Raw genomic sequence first — 19,499 nt, 5'->3', positions numbered from 1 at the left:
GGACGCACCGGGATCGCCGGTTTTTCAGCGACCTCACAGGCCCGGTCGATAGGGTGCGCTGGTCCGCGTCCGCTCCCACAATGGAGTACGGGCACCAGACCTCGCAGGAGTACCAATGGTCTTCAAGAAGATGCTGAGCGCGTTGGGCGTGGGCGGTCCCAGCGTGGACACCGTCCTGGCCAACCCGAACACCAGACCCGGACTCGCCCTCGACGGCCAGGTCAACCTGCTCGGCGGGGACGCGGCGGCGGACATCGAGGAAATCGCCATCAGCCTGGTCACCCGGGTCGAGATCGGTGAGCACGCCGGTGTGATGGAGTTCCACCGCCAGTCGGTCAGCGGGCCACTGCAACTCGCGGCGAAGCAGGCGCTGTCCATCCCGTTCCAGCTGCCGCTGCCCTGGGAAACGCCGATCACCGCGGTCTACGGGCAGCGTCTGCACGGGATGGCCATCGGGCTGCGTACCGAGTTGGCGATCGCCCGCGCCGTCGACAAGGGCGACCTGGACGAGATCAACGTGCACCCGCTGCCGGTGCAGGAGCGCATCCTGGAGGCGTTCCTGCAGCTCGGCTTCCGGTTCAAGAAGGCCGATCTGGAGCGTGGGCTGATCCACGGGGTGCACCAGACCCTGCCGTTCTACCAGGAGATCGAGTTCTTCGCCGCCCCGCAGTACGCGCAAACCATCAACGAACTCGAACTGACCTTCGTCACCAACCCGCACGGCGTGGACGTGGTGCTGGAGTGCGACAAGCGCGGCGGTTTCCTGGCACCCGGGCACGACGTCTTCGGCCGCTACCAGGTCGCGCACACCGACGCGGAGCGCTCCGACTGGGTGCAGGTGGTCGACGGCTGGTTGCAGGAGACGATCGGCCGTTTCGGTGCCCTGCGCACCCAGGCGTTCGGCCCGCACGGCTACGGCGGCGGGCAGAAGTTCGGCCACCCGCATCAGCGCCACGGCTCCGGGATGGGTGGCGTGGTGGCCGGCGCCGCGCTCGGTGCCGCCGGTGGCATGCTCGCCGGCCACATGATCGGCAACGCCTTCGAGGGCGCCGAGGACGAGGTGAGCGAGGCCGCCGGTGACTTCGGTGGCGACTTCGGCGGCTTCGAGGAGTTCTAGGCACGACGGGACGGTGGCCCTTCGGGAACGAATCCCGAAGGGCCACCGTGCGTGTGCGGGCCGGTCGCGGCCTCGCCCGAGCGGGGTCACCGTCCCCGCTTACGCTCCTCGCCGGAACGCTTCGCGCTGCCGGCCTTGGCCAGACCACGGCTACCCAGGTAACCGAGGGTCAGCAGGGTGATGAAGAACCACGCCTGGCTCGGGTTGTTCAGGTTCAGTCCGTAGTCGGTGGTGCCACGCCAGAAGGCGGCGATGACCACGGCGGTGACGGCAGCCGCGTAGATCCAGAACTCGGTGGTCAGGAACGACTGCTTCGTCTCGGTACCCGCACCCGGCATGGGCTCCCGGTGCCCGTCCTGCATCATCGGCATCTGACGGGTGGGTGCCTCCTGCATGGCCGCGCGGTTCTGCACGTCCTGCGCCGGACGGTTCATCGGCCTGGTAGATGCAGCCTGCGTGCTCATCTGTCCTCCTCAGGATTGATGAGTCGTAACCTGCGACCCTCGCCCCGCTACCGCGTGTCGGCCACGGCACGGTTCGCGCACTTGGCGGGGGCACCCCGCGTCTACCCCCGCCGACGGGGGCAGTAACGCCGGCCCGGTCCGCGATTCCCGTCGTTGGCGCGGGCGACGCCGGCGTGCCGCGTCGCCCGCGCCGCGGCTCACCGCAGGCCGTTGCGGATGGCCACGCCGACCAGCAGATCCGGGTCGTCGGTGATGATGCCGTCGACCCCGAGGTCGATCACCCGCTGCATCACCGTCGCGTCGTTGACGGTGTAGGGAATCACCTTCAGCCCGTACCGGGCCTGGAGGGTGCGTACGTCCGGTCCGTGGAAGTACGTCGGGTCCTGCCGCAGGTACCAGTCCGGGTCGGTGACCGACCCCTGCGCCGGGTCGTGCACCTGCCAGTTCGCCGACACCGTGGCGGCGCCGGCGGCCCGGGTGAGCCGGCCCAGGTTCCGGTACTTCCACCAGTCCAGTCCGGCGGTCCACGGGCTCTTGACCGACGGGTCGCCGTACACCGCCCGCAGCGAACACTCGTCGGCCAGCCCGGCGCACTCCGTCGGCCCGTACTGCCAGACCAGGGCGACCGTCTCGATCCGCCGGTCCAGGCGTCGGGCGTAGGTGATGGTGCGCCAGTCGAAGGACTGGATGGTGACCCGGCCGGTGAGGCCGGCGCGCTGCACGGCGGTGACCAGCCTGCGGGTGAAGCCGCGGTACGGCTCGGTGTCGTCCACCAACGGGCTGATCTTCGTCTCGATGTTGAACCGGATATCCGTGCGGCCGCTGGTCTTCACCAGCGCGAAGACCTCCTCCAGGGTGGGGATCCGGGCACCCGGGGCGGGCACCTGGCCGGACATGTCGGCGGCGGTCCTCGTACCACAGTCGAGGGTCTTGAGCTGCGCGAGACTGAGCGAGTGCACCAGCTTGCCCACGTACGGGAACTGCGGGTCACCCGGCCGCACCGGTGCGGTGTCGAGGCAGTGCGAGCCGTTGACGGTGCGGTCGTGCAGCACTACCAGCCGGCCGTCGGCGGTCACCCCGGTGTCCAGTTCCAGGGTGGAGATCGCCGGGTTGGCCAGGGCGTTGGCGAAGGCGGGCAGGGTGTTCTCGGGTCGGGTCGCCCGGCCGCCACGGTGGGCCTGGATGTCGAACGGCGACGCGTACGCCCGGGGCAGCCGGTAGCCGCGCTGGGCGAGCAGCGTGCGCAGCCGGTCCGGGTAGTCGGTGATGATGCCGTCCACCCCGTCGTCGATCAGCTTGGCCATGGTCGGCACGTCGTTCACCGTCCACGGGACCACCCGGATGCCGTTGCGGTGCGCGTGGGTCACCATCTCCCGCGTCACGTACGGCCGGTAGCCGGGATCGGTGACGGTGCCGTTCTGCGGGAAGCCGTGCACCGGCGAGAAGGCGGTGACGCCCAGGCTACGGATCGCCCGGATCGGGTCGCCGCCGAAGTCGTCGATGTCCAGCCCACCCAGCCACGGAGAGGCGCCCGGCTGCCCGACCTGGAGGAAGTCGTAGTTGGTCAGCGCGACCAGCGGCAGCCGGGGCTCGACCTGACGCATCCGCCTCAGCGCGCCCCAGTCGAAGCTCTGGATGGTCACCTGCCGCAGCAGCCCGGCGGCCCGGATCTCCTTCGCGGTGACCTGGACGAACTGTTCCCGTGGGGCGGTCTCGCTCGGCGCCCCCGCCTCCACCTTGGTCTCGATGTTGAGCGTCACGTCGTGCGCCCGGTACCGCTTCACCAGGGCGAAGACCTCGCTCAGCAGCGGCATCCGGGCGTCCGGCACGGCGAGCTGCCCGGGCCGGTCCGGCAGCGCAATTGAGCCGCAGTCGAGGGTGCGCACCTGCGCCAGGGTCAACGTGTTGACGTACTTCCCGACGTACGGGAACTCGGGGTCGCCGGGTACGACCGGGGCGGTGTCGGTGCACTTCGCGGCGCTGACCCGCCGGTCGTGGGTGACCACGGCCCGTCCGTCCTCGGTGATCTGCACGTCCAGTTCGAGGGTGCTCACCCCGAGCTGGAGGGCGTTGCCGAACGAGGCGAGGGTGCTCTCCACCCGTAGCCCGAGCCCGCCCCGGTGGGCCTGTAGGTCGAAGTCCCGGTCCGGGCGCTGATGTGCCGGGGCAGGCGCCGCCAGCATGGTCGTCACTGTCGTCGCGGCCAGAGCCACGACGGCGGTACGGCGTACGGTGCGCACGCTGTCCTCTCCCTCCTGCGGGGATCTCCCGCCGAATCCGCTGCACAGCATCGGCAGTCGGCGCGGCGGGCAGGCAAGCGCAGCGCGACGGTCGGGTGAACCGGCGGTGCGGGTTTGCCGCGCCGGTCACCGGGCACGCACCGAGACCGACCCTTCTGCGAGGTGATGGATCGTGCGTGAGGACGAGATGCGACAGGACGCCGCCCGCCGGGCCGAGGAGCGGATCACCGGCGGTGTGTACGGCGAAGGTGCCCTGGACGAGGTGACCGTGCCGCCGACCGACGTGGAGAGCCAGTTGCAGCGCGACGACCCGGACGACCCGGCCGACGTGCCGATCGACCCGACCGTGCTGCGCGACGGCGGGCCGACCCGTGGCCAGGGCGCGATCACCACGACCGGCGGCACCGCCGGTCCGGCCAGCGCCCGTCGGGTGGCCCGCCAACCGGAGCGCCACCCCGGCAAGGTCGCCCCGACCACCACCGGTGACGCCACCACAGGCGGCATGACCACCCCGTCCGCCGGCTCCACCAGCGACAACTCCACCCCCACCACCCACCAGGGCAACTTCGACTAACCACCCACCTCCACCTTGTTGATCATGAGGTTAGCGGCGTTTTCGATCTCCGTGAGTGCCGCTAACCTCATGATCAACGGGCGTCAAGGGGTGGGGTTGAGGGTGGTCAGGCGTTGGGTGGCGCGGGTCAGGGCTACGTAGAGGTCGCTGGGGCCTCGGGGGGACTCGGCGATGATGCGGTCGGGGTCGACCACGATGACCGAGTCGAATTCGAGGCCCTTGGCGTCGGCGACGGTCAGTAGCACGACGCGGCTTTCCAGTTCCGGCTGCTCACCGACGGCGGCCTCGGGCAGCGCCGCCGTCAGTGCGGCACCGAGGTCGTCGAGCCGGCCGGCCGGGACGATCACCCCGAGCCGCCCGTCGGTCAGCCCGGCCGCCTCGGCGGTGGCGGTCGCCACCAGCTCCGCGCCGAGCGACTCCGCCGGCACCGTCCGCTGCCGTGGCGCGAAACCACTGGAGCGTACGGCGCGGGGCGGGCGCAGCGCCGGATCGATCCGGGCCAGTACGCCCGCGGCCACCTCCATGATCTCGGCGGGGGTGCGGTAGCTGACGGTCAGCTCGGCCAGCCGCCACCGGTCCGCCACGTACGGCGCCAGCGCCTCCGCCCACGACGGGGTGCCGGCCAGCGCCCCGGTCTGCGCCACGTCGCCCACGATGGTCATCGAGCGGCTCGGGCAGCGGCGCATCAGCAGCCGCCAGGCCAGCGGCGACAACTCCTGCGCCTCGTCGACGATGACATGCCCGAACGCCCACCCCCGGTCGGCCGCCGCGCGTTGGGCGGTGGTCAACCGGTCCGCCTCCTCCTGCCGTTCCAGCAGCCGGTCGGCGTCGAGCAGGTCGGTCACGCCGAGGATCTCGCCCCCCTCGGCCTCGTCCTCCACGTCGATCGAGCGCGAACCCCGGGCGATCTCCAGCACGCCCTCGGCGTACTCGCGTTGCAGGGCACGGATCCGGTCCCGGCGGGCGGCGGCGGCCCGGTCGTCCTCGCCGAGCAACTCCGCCGCCTCGTCGAGCAGGGGCACGTCCGCCGGCGTCCACCCGCCCGGCTCGCGATGCAACGCGGCCCGCTCGGCGTCGCTGAGCATGGGCGCGGCGGTGTCGATGCGCTCGGGGGCGGCGTACAGGTCGGCGAGCAGGCGCTGCGGCGTGAGCACCGGCCACAGCTCGTCCAGGGCCGCCCGTACCTCCGGATCCTCGCGCAGCTCACGGCGGATCTCGGCGCGGTCGGCCTCCTCCAGCAGGTTCTCCCCGCCCAGCGGGTCGGCGCCGATGCGTTCGGCCACCTGGTCGGCGAGCGCGTGAATGACCTCGATGTCGAAGACCGCGCGGGCCAGGTTGTGCGGCCGGCCGCTGCGCCGGGCCCGGTCGCGCGCCGCCCACACGGTGGCCGGGTCGAGGACCAGGACCTCCCGCTGCGGCAACTCGATCTCCACCGGCTCGTCGGGCACCCGCTGCCGGTCGCGTACGGCGTTGGTCAGCACCTCGACCATCGTCAGGCGGCCCTTCAGGGCGGCGGTGGTGGCCGGCTCGGCCCGGTGGGCGGTGATCCCCGGGAACAGGTCGCCCTGGGTGCGCAGCAGCACGCCGGTCTCGGCGAGCGCCGGCAGCACCTGCGAGATGTACCGCAGGAACGTCACGTTCGGGCCGACCAGCAGCACCCCCCGGGACGACAGTTCCCGCCGGTGGGTGTAGAGCAGGTACGCGGCCCGGTGCAGCGCCACCGCGGTCTTGCCGGTACCCGGCCCGCCCTGCACCACCAGCACCCCCGACAGGTCGGCCCGGATGATCCGGTCCTGTTCGGCCTGGATGGTCTCCACGATGTCGCGCATCCGGCCGGTCCGGCCGGCGTTCACCGCCGCGAGCAGCGACGCCTCACCGGTCAGCTCCTCGTGGGCGGCGGGGGAGGCGGCGGTCAGGTCGAGTACCTCGTCGTTGAGGCCGACCACCTTCCGCTGCCGGGTTCGCAGATGCCGGCGTCGCCGGATGCCCTGCGGGTTGGCGGCGGTGGCGAGGTAGAAGGCGCGGGCGGCCGGGGCCCGCCAGTCCATCAGCAGCGGCTCGTAGTCACCTTCGGTGTCGAAGATGCCGATTCGACCGATGTAGTGGCGCTGGTCGCTGTCGGTGTCCAGCCGGCCGAAGCAGAGGCCGTTCTCCACCGCCGAGAACTGCTCGACCTGATCGGCGTACATGCGTACCGAGCTGTCGCGCTGCGAGCGCGCCTGCAACGTGCCACCGGTGGACCGCAGCTGCTCGGTCAACCGCGTCGCCGCCTGGTCCCGCAGGTCGTCGAGGCGTTGGTAGAGCATCGAGACGTACTCCTGCTCGCGGCCGATCTCGTCGTCGGACGGTGAACCGCCGGAGTGCCTTGACAATCCGTCTCCCGATTGGCTAGAATTCGCATTCAGAACGGCTTTTTGAAGCCGTTCTTTTTTGTGCCTGAACTGCCAAAGATAGCGCGTTCCGCCGGTCAGCGACGCTCGGTGCAGACCTCGTCGGAGCGGGCGACGGTGTCGGTGGACCAGGCCACGGCGACGGTGAAGCAGTAGTCGAGACTGCGGTTGAGTCCGTAGACCACGAAGCTGTCGCTGCCGGCGGGCAGATCCGCGAACGGATTCTGCGGCTGACCGTTCCGACCGCCCGAGACGATCACCGGCCCCTCCGCCCCGGCCGGGTACGTCCACCGCAACGTCACACTGTCCCGGTTGTCGCGCAGCGACAGACCGGTCGGCGCGGCACCGGGCGAGGCCGGGGGAGCAGCGCCGTCGGTGGCGGTGGCCGCCGGAGGTGCCGCGCCGCTCGGGTCACCGCTGGCCGCCGGCGGTGCCGGATCGCCGCCGTCGACCCGGGACACCCCGGCGATCACCGCCGCGGCACCGAGCAGCACCACGGCCACTCCGGCCGCGACGATCAGCACCAGCCGGTTCGGTCGGTCGGCCGGTTCCGGTGCGGCGGCGGTACGGCGTACCGGAACCGGCAGCAGCCGCGACGGTGGCCCGGGGCGTTCCGGCTCGACCCGGCGCAGCCGGTACACCCCGGGGGCCTGTGGCGTGCCGGTCAGTCCGACCACGTTCGGCGGCACGGCACCGCCGGCCGGTGGCGGCACCTCCGGATAGGGGTTCGGGGCGGGCTGCTCGGCGGCCGGGCCGACCCACCAGTCCTCGGGCGGTCCGGCCGGGCCGTCGACCGGCTGCCGGGGCGTGGGCACCGCCGAGGCGGCACCGGGCGGTGCGGAATCCGCCGTCGGGTACCCGTGGCTCGGGTGGTAGCCCTCCGCCGGATGGTCCTCCCCAGCGGCGGGCACCGGCTCGTCCGAACCCCAGGGCGGCGCGGCGGCGGACCAGGTCGGCTCGTCCGGCGGTTCGTCCTCCGGTGCCGTCGCCCAGGCGGGCGGCCAGGTGTCACGCGGCGGCGCGGCGGATCCTGACTCGTGTTCGGCCCAGGTGTCCGCCGCGGCTGTTCCGGCAGGTGTGGTGTCCGCCTCGGTAGGCGCGGACGCCGTCCAGGCGGAACCGTCGTCGTCGGGCAGGCGCGGATGCGGCCAGGTCGACGCGGGCGGGATGTCTTCGGTCGGCGGGGTGCGGGCGGACGGCACAACCGGTTCCTCCGCGCTGACCGGCGGGTTGTCGGCGCAGACGTGGTCCGGGTTGGCCGCCGCCCGGGACAGCGCCGCCACCTGGATGGCCAGTGGATCGTCCGCGGCGAGGTGCTGGCGGGCCAGTTCACGGGCCAGCGCCAGGTTGTCCTGCGCCTCGGCGAACTGGCCGCAGTCGCGCTGCATCGAGCCGAGCCGGGCCAGCATCTTGATCCCGCTCGGGTGCCCGTCGCCGTAGACCTCGCGGTGCAGCTCCCAGGCGTCCTGGAGCCGGTCGCGGGCGACCTGGCACTGACCCCGGGCGTACTCCACGGTGGCCAGGTCGGCGTGGGCGGCGAGCACCCGCAGCGACTCCGGCCCGTCCGAAGCGGTCAGCTCGATGATCACTTCCTGGTACAGCCGTGCCGCCCGCGACCAACTGCCCACCCGGTGCAGCACCGCCGCCAGGGTGGCTGCGGCGGCCACCGTACGCGGATCGGAACGACCGTACAGCCGGGTGCTGGCGGCGTACGCGTAGGCGGCCCAGCCGCGTGCCGAGTGCGGCTCACCGAGCGCGACCAGCACCCGCGCGTGCAGGCTGGCCGCCTCGGCCAACTCGGACGTGGCGTTGGCCGGGCGCGGGTCGGCGCCGGTCAGCGCGTCGGCGAGCAGCCGTTGGGCGCCGGCGAGATCGCCGGCGGAGACCAGGTCGTGCGCCTGATCAGTCAGTTCACCGAAGCCGGAGGGCACGCCCCATCGTGCTCATTCAGCGACGTTTAGTACAAGACCCGCGCCGGAGTGGTTCGGTCAGGATCCGGTCACGCTGACCTCAGGCGTTCGGCCAGCACCTCGCTGATCCGGCGTAGCTGCGCCACCTGGTCGGCGTCGAGGGGGTCGAACAGGTGCCGGCGTACCCCCTCGACGTGGCCGGGCGCGGCGGCGGCCAGTTTCGCGAAACCGTCGTCGGTGAGGTGGGCGATCTGGCCGCGCCGGTCGGTGGGGCAGTCCTCGCGACGCACCCAGCCGGCCGCCTCCAGGCGGGCCACCGCATGCGACAGCCGACTGCGCGACGAGCCGCTGGACTCGGCCAACTCGCTCATCCGCAGGCGGCGTCCGGGTGCCTCGGAGAGCCGTACCAGGATCTCGTAGTAGGCGTGCGGCATCCCGGCGTCGCGTTGCAACTCGCGGTCGAGCGTGTCCATCAGTGCCCGGGAGGCGGTCAGGAACGCCCGCCAGGTGCGCTGTTCGTCCGGGTCCAGCCAGCGGGTCATGACCAGCATCATAGCGCAGTAGTTGAACACTCAACTAATCTCGGGCTAGCCTTGGCGCATGGGAATCCATCGCCTCAACCACGCCGTCCTCTACGTCAGCGACCTCGACCGCAGCGTCGCCTTCTACCGCGACGTGCTGGGCTTCCGCCGGGTACCGATGACCCCGGAAGGCTTCCGGGGTGCCGCCTTCCTCCAGGCGCCGGGCTCCACCAACGACCACGACCTCGGCCTGTTCGAGATCGGCGCGGGCGCCGGTCGGTCGACCGCCGGCCGGGCCACCGTCGGCCTCTACCACCTGGCCTGGGAGGTGGACACCCTCGACGAGCTGGCCGCCACCGCCCGGCGGCTGACCGAGGCGGGTGCGCTGGTCGGCACCTCCGACCACGGCACCACCAAGAGCCTCTACGGCCAGGATCCGGACGGGCTGGAGTTCGAGGTGGTCTGGCTGGTGCCCGCCGACCAGCTCGACGACGCCGCCCTCGCCGCCCGGACCAGGATCGGTCGTCTCGACCTGGCCGCCGAGATCCAGCGCTACGGCGGGGACACCCGGGGCGGCGTCGGCATCTCGGTCCCGGTGTGACCCGCCGTCCAGGCGAGCCGGCCTGACCGGTTGCGGTAGAACCACAGCATGCCGATCGACACCGTAGGGCACGCGCCGTTCCTCCGACACCTGGACCGGTGGCTGCCGGCCGCGCTGCGCCGCGCCCGCCGGGCCACCGTCGCCCTCGGGTACGACGGCAGCGACCCGCACCTGGCCGAGCGGACCGTACGCCTGGCCGGCGAGCACGCCGCGCGGCTGCCCGGCTGCCGGCTCACCGTCCTCGTGCTCGCCGAGGGCACCGAGGAACTACCGACCAGAATCGGTGCCGCCGAGGCCGCACTGCCGGCCGAGGTCGCCGTACACCTGATGCCCGGTCCGCCGGCCCGGCTGCCGGTGGCCCTTCGGGCGGCCGGTGCCGCGGGCGCGCCGGTGCTGTCCTACCTGGAGGCGGACGATCCGGTGGCGCTGACCGCCGCCGCGGCCGGCCGGACCGCCGAGGCGTTCGTGGTCGCCGGTGCGGCGAGGCACCTGCGGGCGGCGCTTGTCGACGCCGGGTTCGCACTGGCCACCGAGGTCGAGCTGGTCGACGCCGACCGGCGGCTCGGCTTCGGCACCGGATCGGACCGTAGCCTGGAGGAGCTGAAGGAGACCCTGTGGGCGAGCGGGTTGCGGCTCCGTGACCCGTACGGCGAGCCACTGTCACCGGCGTCCCCGGTGGACCCGGCCCCGTTGGGTCGGGCGCTGCTGGGCGAGCTGACCCGGCACGGCCCGCGCACGGTCACCGAGCTGCGCCGGTACGCGGTGACGGAGACCGCCTACCGGGCGGTGGACGCCGTGCAGGCCCTGAACGACCTGCTCGACAGCGGCCGGGTGACCCGGACCCCGCCGGACGGCCGGCTCGGCGGCGACGTGCTGGTCACACCCGTGCGGTCAGACGCTTGACCACATCTGAGAAGCCGGCGATCCGCTGGAGACAGTGCTGGGGCGCCGGGGATGCCGGCGCCCCGCTGAGAGTTGGGGATCTCAGGACTTGTCCTGCTTCCAGTGCAGCGGCCCCGGCAGGTCGACGCGGTGTGCCTTGGCCCGCGAGTTCCAGGACCACCGACCGAGCTTGATGCTCCAGGACGAGAAGCCGTTCTGCGTGAAGTGCAGGATCAGCGGCCCGAACTTCTTGCGCTTACGCAACATCACACCCATTGTGGGCTCCCTTCGAGACTTCCCGTTCGGGCTCGAAGATTCCCGTTGCGTCGATTCGCCAAACCAGGCCGGATCCGCAGTGGAGTATCAGTCGCAGGGTGGGGGTGGGCATCAGCGGGGCTCCCAGGCGTCCGGCAGGGTGGTGAGGCGACGAACGTGGGCAGGCAGCCGCCCGTTCACCAGGTCGGCGAGGCTCACCTCGTCGACGACCCGGCGCAGGGCGGCGCGAACCGCGACCCAGAACTCGGGCAGGTGCGCGGCCACCCCCTCGTACCGGGTCTCCTCCGGACGCAGGCCTCGGACGCCGGCCAGCGGCCCTTCCGCCGCCCGCAACACCGCGCCCACGGTCACCTCGCCGGGCGGTCGGGCCAGGGTGTAACCGCCCTCCGCGCCGCGCTGGGCCCGCACGATGCCGGCCCGACGCAGGTCGGCGAGGACCGCCTCCAGGAACTTGCGGGGCATGTCCTGCTCCGCCGCGATGGCCTGGGTGGACAGCAGCGACGGGTAGCTTGCCGCGAGACTCAGTGTCGCCCGTACCGCGTAGTCACCACGCGCGGAGATCTGCACCCCGTCATCATGCCCAATCCGTGGCCGCCGGTGCCGCACCGAGCCCGCCGGATCGCCCGGCGGCGCGTCACGTGCGCCGCACCGTCATGCCCGATGGACGTCGATGCGCGCGTCGACGGGTGGGCGGGGGCGCACCACCGCTGCCGACGCGGGCCGTTCGCGGGCGGCCCGGAAAGCGCCCGGGCTCATGCCGACCTCGCGGGTGAAGAACCGGCCGAAGTTCGTCGGTTCGGTGAAGCCGAGCTGGCGGCCGATCCGGGCGATCGGCTCGTCGGTGGCCGCCAGCAACCGGCTGGCCTGAAGCGCGACCCGCTCGTCCACCACCTGCTTGGCGCTGCGCCCGGTAATCGCCAGGCAGGCCCGGGTGAGGGTACGCACCGAGCAGCCCAGCCGCTCGGCGTAGTCCTCGACCCGCCGAGTGTCCTGGTATCCCCGCTCAACCTCGCGGCACAGTCGGCGGAAGGTCTCGTCCTCCGGCCGCGACAGCTGTCCGGAGCCGGACGGCAGCATGCTCAGCCGCAGCAGCAGCACGCTGAGTTGATGGCGCAACAGGCTGCGGGCGGCCCGGGTGTCCCGGTGCCGGCTGGCGTCGACGGTCAGTTGGCTGACCTCGTTGATGATCGCGTCCTCGTCCTCGCCGGCCAGTTGGACCCAGTGGGGCACGTCGTCGGCGTCGACGTCGAACCCGTCCAGCGCCTCCGGACGCCAGCGGACCACCGTGGCGTCGAGCTGGGGCAGGGCGCAACGCAGCACCTGGCCGGGACGGATCCGCAGCAGCGTGCCGGGCCGGCAGGGCAGGGCTCGGAAATCCACCTCGGCGAGCCCGTGACCACTAGTGGTCAACACGATCACGTCGCGGTCCAGCAGCACCGGTCGTCGCCACCCGTTGTCGGGTGTGAGATCACCGAGGGTGACCGTGTCGATCTCGGTCGAGTTGGCGGCAGCGTGGGGCAGCGCCGTGGCGAGGTGACCGGAAGGGACCATCACCTGCGACGTTAGCCCGAGCCCGGCCCGTACGCATCCCGCCCCACCCGGTTGGGAGGTTGCGACTTCGGCGGACGGACGGGGTTGTTCCCGAAGTGTCCGGACGGTTAGGTTACTGATCGGTAGTGACCTGGTCGTCGTGACGCCCCCGAGGTTCGTGACGGCGGCACCGACACCGGCTGCCCCCAGGCCGGGTACCGCAAGGGGATGGCATGAAGGATCTGTTCTCGGTCGACGGCAAGACCGTCCTGGTCACCGGCGGCTCCCGGGGCATCGGCCTGATGATCGCCCGGGGTTTCGTCGCCGCCGGGGCGCACGTCATCATCTCCTCCCGCAAGGCCGACGTCTGCGAGGCGGTGGCCAAGGAGTTGGCCGCGCACGGGCGCTGCGAGGCGATCCCCGCCGACCTGGGCCGCGACGAGGCCGCGCAGCACCTCGCCGCCGCCGTCCAGGACCGGGTCGACAAGCTCGACGTCCTGGTCAACAACGCCGGCGCCACCTGGGGAGCGCCGTTGGAGAGCTACCCGGAGAGCGCGTTCGACAAGTTGTGGGCGGTGAACGTCAAGGCGGTCTTCCGGCTGACCACCGCCCTGCTTCCGGCCCTGCGTGCGGCGGCGAACTCTGACGATCCGGCGCGGGTCATCAACATCGGCTCCATCGACGGCATCCGGGTGCCGATGATGGAGGTGTACGCGTACTCGGCCACCAAGGCGGCGGTGCACATGCTGACCCGCAGCCTGGCCCATCAACTGGCCGGCGAGCAGATCACCGTCAACGCGATCGCCCCCGGGCCGTTCGAGAGCAAGATGATGGCGTTCGCGCTCGACGACCCCGGTTCCCGCTCGGCCATCGAGGCCCAGATTCCCCTCGGCCGCATCGGCCGCCCCGAGGACATGGCCGGCACCGCCATCTACCTGGCCTCCCGAGCCGGGGCCTACCTGACCGGCGCGGTGATCCCCGTCGACGGCGGCCTGACCACCCACGGCTGACCCACCCACCCCGCCGCAGCATCCCCGCCCCGCCCTGCCCCGCCCCCGCGATCTTGCAGTTTGTGTCGGTGCATATGCCGCAGAAGCCGCGTAACAACGACCAAAAGTGCAAGATCGCGGAGGGTGTCGCGGGGCGCGGGGGAGGGGTAGGCGGGGGCCGCGCGGATTCGGCAGATCCGCGCGGCCCCCGGTTCGGTCTGTCAGCGACCGGCGAGTAGCCGGTTCACCGCGGTGTCGACGTCCAAGTGCTCGGCCTCCCGGCCGCGCGGAACGACGACGTAGGTCCGCCGCAGGAAACGCACCAGCACACTGCGCGGCACCTCGAACAGGGCGTTGCCGTCCGGCGACGACAGCGCCAGCGCGACGAAGTCGCCGCGCGGGGTGGCCCAGGGCCAGACCCGTACGTCCCCGATGCCCGCCGGCTCGTCCAGCCCGGTCACCAGCAGTTCACGGGCGAAGGACCAGCTCACCGCCTCGCCGCCAGCCGATTCCGCATGGAACAGGACATGGACCGCATACGGGTCAGCAGGGTCGTAGCGCAGACTGGCGCGCACCGGCAGGGCGGTGGCGTCAGGTGCGACGAGCCTTAGCGACGTCTCGACCTCTACGGTCGTCGGTCGGATGACACTCATGAACGTTCTCCCCCCGGCACCGCTGCGGAACGCGCGTGTCCCGCTTTTCCCATACTCAGCCGCTACTCCTGGCTACGCTCCGCCATGCGCTGACTTCACCCAGTGGTGGGAAGGGGGTCGGAAGGGCCTCATGAAAGTGAAACTTCATGTAGAATTTCCGATTCTGCCCAGTGGGTTCATCCTGCCCGGCATCGGGTTTGTTGAGTCGTCGACTTACTCCGGTAACGTCCAGTCGGCGGTTGCAGTGACGGCCCGCGCCACACTGGGGCGGGAAATGGTCGCGGACGCGCTCCTCAGTGGATGCGGTGACCGGGCGAGACCCGTCGAACGTCGCGGTCCGCACAGCCGAACAGCGGGGGTACGGGGTGCCGAAAAAGCGCAGGAACCGGCACGGTCGGTCAGTGATCGATCACGGTCGGTCGGGTGGCCGTGGCACTGCGGCCGTCCAGGTGCGTAACGGACGTGGCTACCCGGGGGGAAGCCGGGATAGACCGACCGGGAAGGGGCATCGTGGGGAGATGACCGGGGGCGTGCAGCGCGAGAGGGGTGGTGTCGCCGTGTCCGAGCGACGCGACCCGCCGCCGTGGCGGCAGCGGATATCCACCACTCTCGCCCTGATCCGGGCCAACCCCACCGGCCGAATCGCACTAAAGATCATTTTCGGGGTGTTCGGTGCCCTGGTGGTCACCCTCGGCATCGCACTCATCCCGCTGCCCGGCCCCGGTTGGCTGCTGGTGATCGCCGGCCTCGGCATCTGGGCGGTGGAGTTCCACTGGGCCAAACGCCTACTCGCCTTCACCCGCCGACACGTCCACGGCTGGACAGCCTGGGTCAAGAAACAATCCCTGCCCGTACGCCTGGTGATCGGCTCGGTCGGCCTCGTCTTCGTCGGCGCCGTCGCCCTGCTGTCGATCAAGTACAGCCTGGGCATCGACGTGATCGCCCAGGTGCTGCACTACCTCGCGACGCACTGACCCCGGGTTCGCGGTCCGCGCGCCCGATCGGGTAGAGTCATCCGCGCTGAGGGCGATTAGCTCAGCGGGAGAGCGCTTCGTTCACACCGAAGAGGTCACTGGTTCGATCCCAGTATCGCCCACCATCGATATGTGCAGGTCAGAAGCTCGTTGCCGGTTGGGTCGGTAACGAGCTTCTTGGCTGTCACCCCTTGAATTGGGAGCAGTTTGGGAGCAGGCTGGCGATGACGCGGGCCGGGCCTCCCCGCCCGCCATTCCGGCGGCCGACGACCGCGTGGCCGCTGTCGAGATCGCCAGAGCAGGATCGGAAATCCCGCAGCCCGGACAGGTCGGTTCTTGGACCGGTGGGCGTCGCGGAGATTCTGCTGCCCGCCATTGACCTGCAGGCACTGTCGACCTTGTCCCACATTGGAGGTCGGGACGCCACCGCTGAGTGCTCGCAGCGCCTGCCACGCGATGGCAATGCCGGCAACCACCCGAGGTCTTCGAACGGGTCGACGACTTCTCGCCGGTGCGGCCAACGGCCCTTCGTCTTCCTCAACCTCGCCAAGACCGACAAGGCCTGCTCGTGGATGGGGGCCGCACACGAACTCGGACACCTGCTCCTGCATCACGACGCCGATCTCGGCAGCCAGGTCCTGGAACGCGAGGTCGCCGCGCTCGCCGCCGAGTCCTCGCCGCACGCTCCTGGCCGACGAACTGTCACCCTGGCTCGACTTCGAACTCGAACGCCGCTGGGGCATAGTCTCAAAGCCCTCGTCTACCGGGGCGACGCCGCCCGACGCCGTCGCCAGCAAGATCAGCAACCGGCGACGCGGCACCGCGTAAGCGCCACCGCCGAGCAGAGCGGGATGGTCACCGAGTCAGGTTGGCTCGCGATGGCTGCGGCGTGATCCCTCGTCGACTGGCGACCACCGGCCGCATGCGTCGTCGCGTCATCACACCTCGGTCACAGGCGGCGACACCAGCGGCGTCAGCGGTCCGCCGACGCGAATGGTGGGACCGAGTGGGGAGCCGACACGACTCCCAGATGCCACAGACGGCTACTCCGGGACGAACGGCTATGGAAGGAGGCCCCTGACGCCGTAGCTGTTCCACCATTCGGGCTGGTGCGTTGCCAGGGTTCCGGCGGTGCGGGTGAGTAGGAGCCAGTTGCCGTTCAGGACCAGCGCGGCGTCCTCAGGCCGGCCGGCGAGCACCCGGGCCACGGCCGCGACCATGTCAGGTGCCGCCCTGCCGGCGGGGTCGTCCTTGGGCATGTGGAAGACGATGTTGACGTAGGTGCCGGGTTCCCATTCCCATTGGGAGCCGTCGTCGTTCTCGGCGTCGAAGTAGCCGTTACTGCCGCCGTAGACGCTGACTGAGTACCCGGAGGTGTGTGTGAGGTCCGCGCCGAGCAGCCGAGGGTAGCCCGGCAAGGCCGACTCCTCGACGCCTTCCGGAGCGGCGAGTGCGGCCACCTGCTCCAGCGGGATGTCCCCCGCCAGCGTCAATCGGTACTCGATAGCCACGCGTTGCCTGCCTTCTCAGTCTCGCCGGACGATTTGAATGATGTCACCGTTGCGGGTCACCGCCGTGAGTTCCTTGAGGTGGCCGATCGGCCAGTCGTTGAACTGCTTCTGCAGGGCACCGAGGTCACCGCGCCAGTCCTGCAGGTTCAGCACCACCCGTTGGGTCTGCTGACTGGTCACCTTCTCCGACACTTCCGTCCACACGCCTCGCACGGCCTTGGCGGGTGTCGGTGAGTAGCAGTCGAAAACGTGACCCTCGATCAGATAGTCCGGTTCCTTGTCCGGCTTCCCGATGTCGCCGGTGTTCTGACGCGCTGCGGCGATCTCCGGTCTTGTCGGGTTCTGGTGGACCCGGTAGCCCTTGCCGGCGACCGTGTCGGCGCAGGCGTTCTCCAACTCCAGTGCACGCTGCACCCGTGCGTCTTCCCGTGGCGGAATCGGCGTCCGCGGGCCGCTCGGCCTTCCGCCGAGGACACCGGTGGGCTGCCGGCTCCACGGGAGCAGGTTGTGCTCATCGGAATCGCGACCAGCATGCAGGGGAGCAGGGTTGATTGACTCTCCGGCGATAGACGTGTTCGGGCTGGCCGGTTCGTGACCGCCAGCCCCGCTCAGTTTCCCGAGGAACCGAGCTGACGCGCTTCGGCGACCGCGGCTTCAACGTACTGCCGCGCGGTGCCGGTGCGCTGAACCACCAGCACCAAGACCTGCTTGATGCTCTCCAATGCCTGCAACAGCGGCCCAGGCTGCCCACCCTGCAACACCATGGTGACGAGTTGCTGCGCCTCACCGACCTGCTTGATGGTCCCGGCCGCCGCATCACGGGCACTGTCCACCGCGGCCTGAACAGGCGCCAACCCGGAGATCGTTTCCTGCGGAGTGGCTTCGCGCGGAACTGCCGCGGTCGCTTTCGTCGCCTCGCCAATCGCACCGGAAAGGCTACCCAGACCGCCCTGGATCGCGGTGACGGCGCTACGGACCCGGGTCAAACCCGCCGCCACAGCGGCGAAGCCAGCCCCTGCAGCCCGTACGGCCACTTCCTGAGTCTGCCGGTCGGCAGCGGCCGCCAGCCCCTGCGCGCGCTCGACACCCGTCAGCAGGGCACGCAGCTCACCAGTGATCTTGTCAACGTGCGACATCCGACCGCCTATCGATCGAAGCTAGCAAAGGTGCTCGACCGCGAAGGTACAGCGCTGTCCCTCGCGGTCGCCGCGCAGCTTGTCACCTCAGGAACGCCCGCGCCGGGAGGCGTTGTCACGTCTATCCGCTGCCGCGCCCGGCGGCGGGTGCGGACGGGCGGATATCAGCGCTGGTGATCGTCGCCTGGCCGGTAGGCTGTGGGCCGTGAGCAGTTCTGCGGTTCGTGTCCGTTTCGCCCCCTCGCCGACTGGAATGTTCCACGTCGGCAATGCCCGTTCGTTGCTGTTCAACTGGGTGTTGGCCCGACAGTCGGGCGGGACGATGGTTCTGCGGATCGAGGACACGGACGCGGCCCGCAACCGGCCCGAATGGGTGCAGGGCATCATCGACGCGATGGCGTGGCTGGGCGTCGGCCAAGAGGACTACGAAGGCCCGCTGTTCCAGTCCGACTACGTGCAGCATCACCGTGAGGCCATCGACCGGCTCCTCGCCGCCGGGCTCGCCTACTACTGCGACTGCGCCCGGGATCAGGTCGTCGCCCGTACGGGCAGCGAGCACAAGGGCTACGACGGCTACTGCCGCGACCGTGGCCTGCCCACCGGGGACGGTTGCGCTCTGCGTTTCCGTACCCCCGACGAGGGCTCAACTGTGATCGTCGACCTGGTGCGCGGCAAGCCGACGTTCGAGAACGCCCTGATCGAGGACTTCGTCATCGCGCGCGGCGACGGCTCGCCGGTGTTCCTGCTGGCGAACGTGGTCGACGACATGCTCATGGGCATCACCCATGTGATCCGGGCCGAGGAGCACCTGCCCAACGCGCCGAAGCAGCAACTGCTGTGGGAGGCGCTCGGGGCGGAGCCGCCGGTATGGGTGCACGCGCCGATCTTGGTCAACGAGAAGCGGCAGAAGCTGTCCAAGCGCCGCGACCGGGTCGCCCTGGAAGACTTCCGCGCCGAGGGCTACCTAGCCGAGGCGATGCGCAACTACCTGATGCTGCTCGGCTGGGCACCCTCCGGCGACCGCGAGATCCTGCCCTGGGACGACATCGTGGCGGAGTTCCGGCTGGAAGACGTCAACCCCTCACCGGCGTTCTTCGACGTCAAGAAGCTCCGCGCCTTCAACGGCGACTACATCCGCGCGCTGTCGGTCGAGGAGTTCGTCGAAGCGTGCCAGCCATGGTTGACCGGTGAGACCGCGCCGTGGCGACCGGAGGCGTACGACACCAAGGCGTTCGCAGCTGTCGCCGAGTTGGCGCAGACCCGGATCGCAGTGCTCTCCGAGATCGTGCCGATGGTCGACTTCCTCTTCCTCGACGAGCCGGCCACCGATGAGGCCGCGTGGGCGAAGGCCATGAAAGCCGACGCCCCAGCACTGCTGGCCGCCGTGGTCGATGCATACGAGACGTGCGAGTGGCAGGCCGAGGCGCTCAAGTCGACGCTGGAGGCGATCGGCGCCGAGCGAGGGCTCAAGCTCGGCAAAGCGCAGGCACCGGTACGAGTTGCGGTGACCGGTCGCACTGTCGGGCTGCCGCTGTTCGAGTCGATCGAGACCCTCGGACGTGAGCGAACCCTGGCTCGCCTACGGGCCGCACTCGACCGCCTGAGCTGACCCCTATTGCGGCCGGCGGATCGATCCGCCGGTCAACTTGACGTTGGTCACCGGTGCCACCCGGCCGTCCGCTCCTGACTCGGAAGTAGACCCGACAGCTCGGCCTTCGCGGAGCTGAGCGG

General features: G+C 70.8%; 20 protein-coding genes and 1 tRNA gene. 9 read left to right on the top strand and 12 right to left on the bottom strand.

Annotation, left to right across the window (positions count from 1 at the left end; genetic code table 11):
* Nucleotides 1-115: 115 nt before the first annotated feature.
* Nucleotides 116-1,117 (top strand): sporulation protein, encoded by a 1,002-nt coding sequence (locus O3597_RS16820; protein ID WP_164445469.1) that lies wholly within the window; start codon nt 116-118, stop codon nt 1,115-1,117.
* Nucleotides 1,118-1,203: 86 nt separating this feature from the next.
* Here O3597_RS16820 and O3597_RS16815 read toward each other — a convergent pair whose 3' ends face one another.
* Together O3597_RS16815 and O3597_RS16810 are read right to left on the bottom strand one after the other, a co-directional pair.
* On the bottom strand, nt 1,204-1,581 hold the full coding sequence (locus O3597_RS16815; protein ID WP_164445468.1) for a hypothetical protein: 378 nt from the start codon (nt 1,579-1,581) through the stop codon (nt 1,204-1,206).
* Between the two features lie 197 nt (nt 1,582-1,778).
* Nucleotides 1,779-3,821 carry a glycerophosphodiester phosphodiesterase family protein gene (locus O3597_RS16810; RefSeq protein WP_281601720.1) on the bottom strand — a complete coding sequence of 681 codons (2,043 nt, stop codon included), beginning with the start codon at nt 3,819-3,821 and terminating at the stop codon, nt 1,779-1,781.
* Nucleotides 3,822-3,993: 172 nt separating this feature from the next.
* On the opposite strand from O3597_RS16810, the gene O3597_RS16805 reads away from it, so the two are divergent.
* Nucleotides 3,994-4,395: a hypothetical protein gene (locus O3597_RS16805; RefSeq protein ID WP_164445467.1), complete on the top strand. Its 402-nt coding sequence runs from the start codon at nt 3,994-3,996 to the stop codon at nt 4,393-4,395.
* Nucleotides 4,396-4,478: 83 nt separating this feature from the next.
* Here the strand turns inward: O3597_RS16805 and O3597_RS16800 are convergent, their stop codons facing one another.
* The 3 genes from O3597_RS16800 to O3597_RS16790 form a co-directional block, all read right to left on the bottom strand.
* Nucleotides 4,479-6,701, bottom strand: a complete 2,223-nt coding sequence (locus tag O3597_RS16800; protein ID WP_281604564.1) for an AAA family ATPase — start codon at nt 6,699-6,701, stop codon at nt 4,479-4,481.
* 161 nt (nt 6,702-6,862) lie between these two features.
* The gene (locus tag O3597_RS16795; protein WP_281601719.1) at nt 6,863-8,716 is read right to left on the bottom strand and encodes a tetratricopeptide repeat protein; all 1,854 of its coding nucleotides are present in this window, start codon (nt 8,714-8,716) and stop codon (nt 6,863-6,865) included.
* Between the two features lie 68 nt (nt 8,717-8,784).
* Nucleotides 8,785-9,246: a MarR family transcriptional regulator gene (locus O3597_RS16790; protein ID WP_164445466.1), complete on the bottom strand. Its 462-nt coding sequence runs from the start codon at nt 9,244-9,246 to the stop codon at nt 8,785-8,787.
* Nucleotides 9,247-9,295: 49 nt separating this feature from the next.
* Here O3597_RS16790 and O3597_RS16785 point away from each other — a divergent pair, with 49 nt between their 5' ends.
* Nucleotides 9,296-9,817: a VOC family protein gene (locus tag O3597_RS16785; protein WP_281601718.1), complete on the top strand. Its 522-nt coding sequence runs from the start codon at nt 9,296-9,298 to the stop codon at nt 9,815-9,817.
* A 48-nt stretch (nt 9,818-9,865) separates the two neighbouring features.
* Nucleotides 9,866-10,720, top strand: coding sequence for a hypothetical protein (locus O3597_RS16780; protein ID WP_281601717.1), 855 nt, complete (start codon nt 9,866-9,868; stop codon nt 10,718-10,720).
* 81 nt (nt 10,721-10,801) lie between these two features.
* Here O3597_RS16780 and O3597_RS16775 read toward each other — a convergent pair whose 3' ends face one another.
* The 3 genes from O3597_RS16775 to O3597_RS16765 all read right to left on the bottom strand — a co-directional run bounded on the left by O3597_RS16775 (nt 10,802) and on the right by O3597_RS16765 (nt 12,526).
* Nucleotides 10,802-10,975, bottom strand: coding sequence for a DUF4236 domain-containing protein (locus tag O3597_RS16775; protein WP_093402924.1), 174 nt, complete (start codon nt 10,973-10,975; stop codon nt 10,802-10,804).
* 111 nt (nt 10,976-11,086) lie between these two features.
* Entirely contained in the window at nt 11,087-11,542 is a 456-nt protein-coding gene (locus O3597_RS16770; RefSeq protein ID WP_281601716.1) for an Rrf2 family transcriptional regulator, read from the bottom strand.
* A gap of 84 nt (nt 11,543-11,626) precedes the next feature.
* Entirely contained in the window at nt 11,627-12,526 is a 900-nt protein-coding gene (locus O3597_RS16765) for an AraC family transcriptional regulator (protein ID WP_281601715.1), read from the bottom strand.
* A 212-nt stretch (nt 12,527-12,738) separates the two neighbouring features.
* On the opposite strand from O3597_RS16765, the gene O3597_RS16760 reads away from it, so the two are divergent.
* Complete coding sequence (locus O3597_RS16760) at nt 12,739-13,515, top strand: glucose 1-dehydrogenase (protein WP_281601714.1); 777 nt, start codon at nt 12,739-12,741, stop codon at nt 13,513-13,515.
* A gap of 200 nt (nt 13,516-13,715) precedes the next feature.
* On the opposite strand, the gene O3597_RS16755 is transcribed toward O3597_RS16760, so the two are convergent.
* Nucleotides 13,716-14,147, bottom strand: coding sequence for an SsgA family sporulation/cell division regulator (locus O3597_RS16755; protein ID WP_007457244.1), 432 nt, complete (start codon nt 14,145-14,147; stop codon nt 13,716-13,718).
* A 296-nt stretch (nt 14,148-14,443) separates the two neighbouring features.
* On the opposite strand from O3597_RS16755, the gene O3597_RS16750 reads away from it, so the two are divergent.
* The 3 genes from O3597_RS16750 to O3597_RS16740 all read left to right on the top strand — a co-directional run bounded on the left by O3597_RS16750 (nt 14,444) and on the right by O3597_RS16740 (nt 16,014).
* Nucleotides 14,444-15,121, top strand: coding sequence for a TIGR02611 family protein (locus tag O3597_RS16750; protein ID WP_281601713.1), 678 nt, complete (start codon nt 14,444-14,446; stop codon nt 15,119-15,121).
* A gap of 50 nt (nt 15,122-15,171) precedes the next feature.
* Nucleotides 15,172-15,246 (top strand) — tRNA-Val (locus tag O3597_RS16745).
* A 219-nt stretch (nt 15,247-15,465) separates the two neighbouring features.
* Nucleotides 15,466-16,014 carry a hypothetical protein gene (locus O3597_RS16740; protein WP_281601712.1) on the top strand — a complete coding sequence of 183 codons (549 nt, stop codon included), beginning with the start codon at nt 15,466-15,468 and terminating at the stop codon, nt 16,012-16,014.
* A 168-nt stretch (nt 16,015-16,182) separates the two neighbouring features.
* Here the strand turns inward: O3597_RS16740 and O3597_RS16735 are convergent, their stop codons facing one another.
* The 3 genes from O3597_RS16735 to O3597_RS16725 all read right to left on the bottom strand — a co-directional run bounded on the left by O3597_RS16735 (nt 16,183) and on the right by O3597_RS16725 (nt 17,768).
* Nucleotides 16,183-16,632: a SitI3 family protein gene (locus O3597_RS16735; protein WP_210938849.1), complete on the bottom strand. Its 450-nt coding sequence runs from the start codon at nt 16,630-16,632 to the stop codon at nt 16,183-16,185.
* A 15-nt stretch (nt 16,633-16,647) separates the two neighbouring features.
* Entirely contained in the window at nt 16,648-17,046 is a 399-nt protein-coding gene (locus O3597_RS16730; RefSeq protein WP_210938851.1) for a hypothetical protein, read from the bottom strand.
* Between the two features lie 194 nt (nt 17,047-17,240).
* Nucleotides 17,241-17,768, bottom strand: coding sequence for a DUF6244 family protein (locus O3597_RS16725; RefSeq protein ID WP_210938853.1), 528 nt, complete (start codon nt 17,766-17,768; stop codon nt 17,241-17,243).
* 205 nt (nt 17,769-17,973) lie between these two features.
* On the opposite strand from O3597_RS16725, the gene gltX reads away from it, so the two are divergent.
* Nucleotides 17,974-19,377: a glutamate--tRNA ligase gene (gltX, locus tag O3597_RS16720; RefSeq protein WP_210938855.1), complete on the top strand. Its 1,404-nt coding sequence runs from the start codon at nt 17,974-17,976 to the stop codon at nt 19,375-19,377.
* Nucleotides 19,378-19,499 lie beyond the last annotated feature (122 nt).

It is taken from the genome of Verrucosispora sp. WMMA2044 (assembly GCF_027497155.1).
In the GTDB taxonomy this organism is placed as follows: Bacteria; Actinomycetota; Actinomycetes; order Mycobacteriales; family Micromonosporaceae; genus Micromonospora; species Micromonospora palythoicola.
Note: the sequence above shows the minus strand (reverse complement) of the source record. Positions and strands in the feature narration are given on the sequence as shown.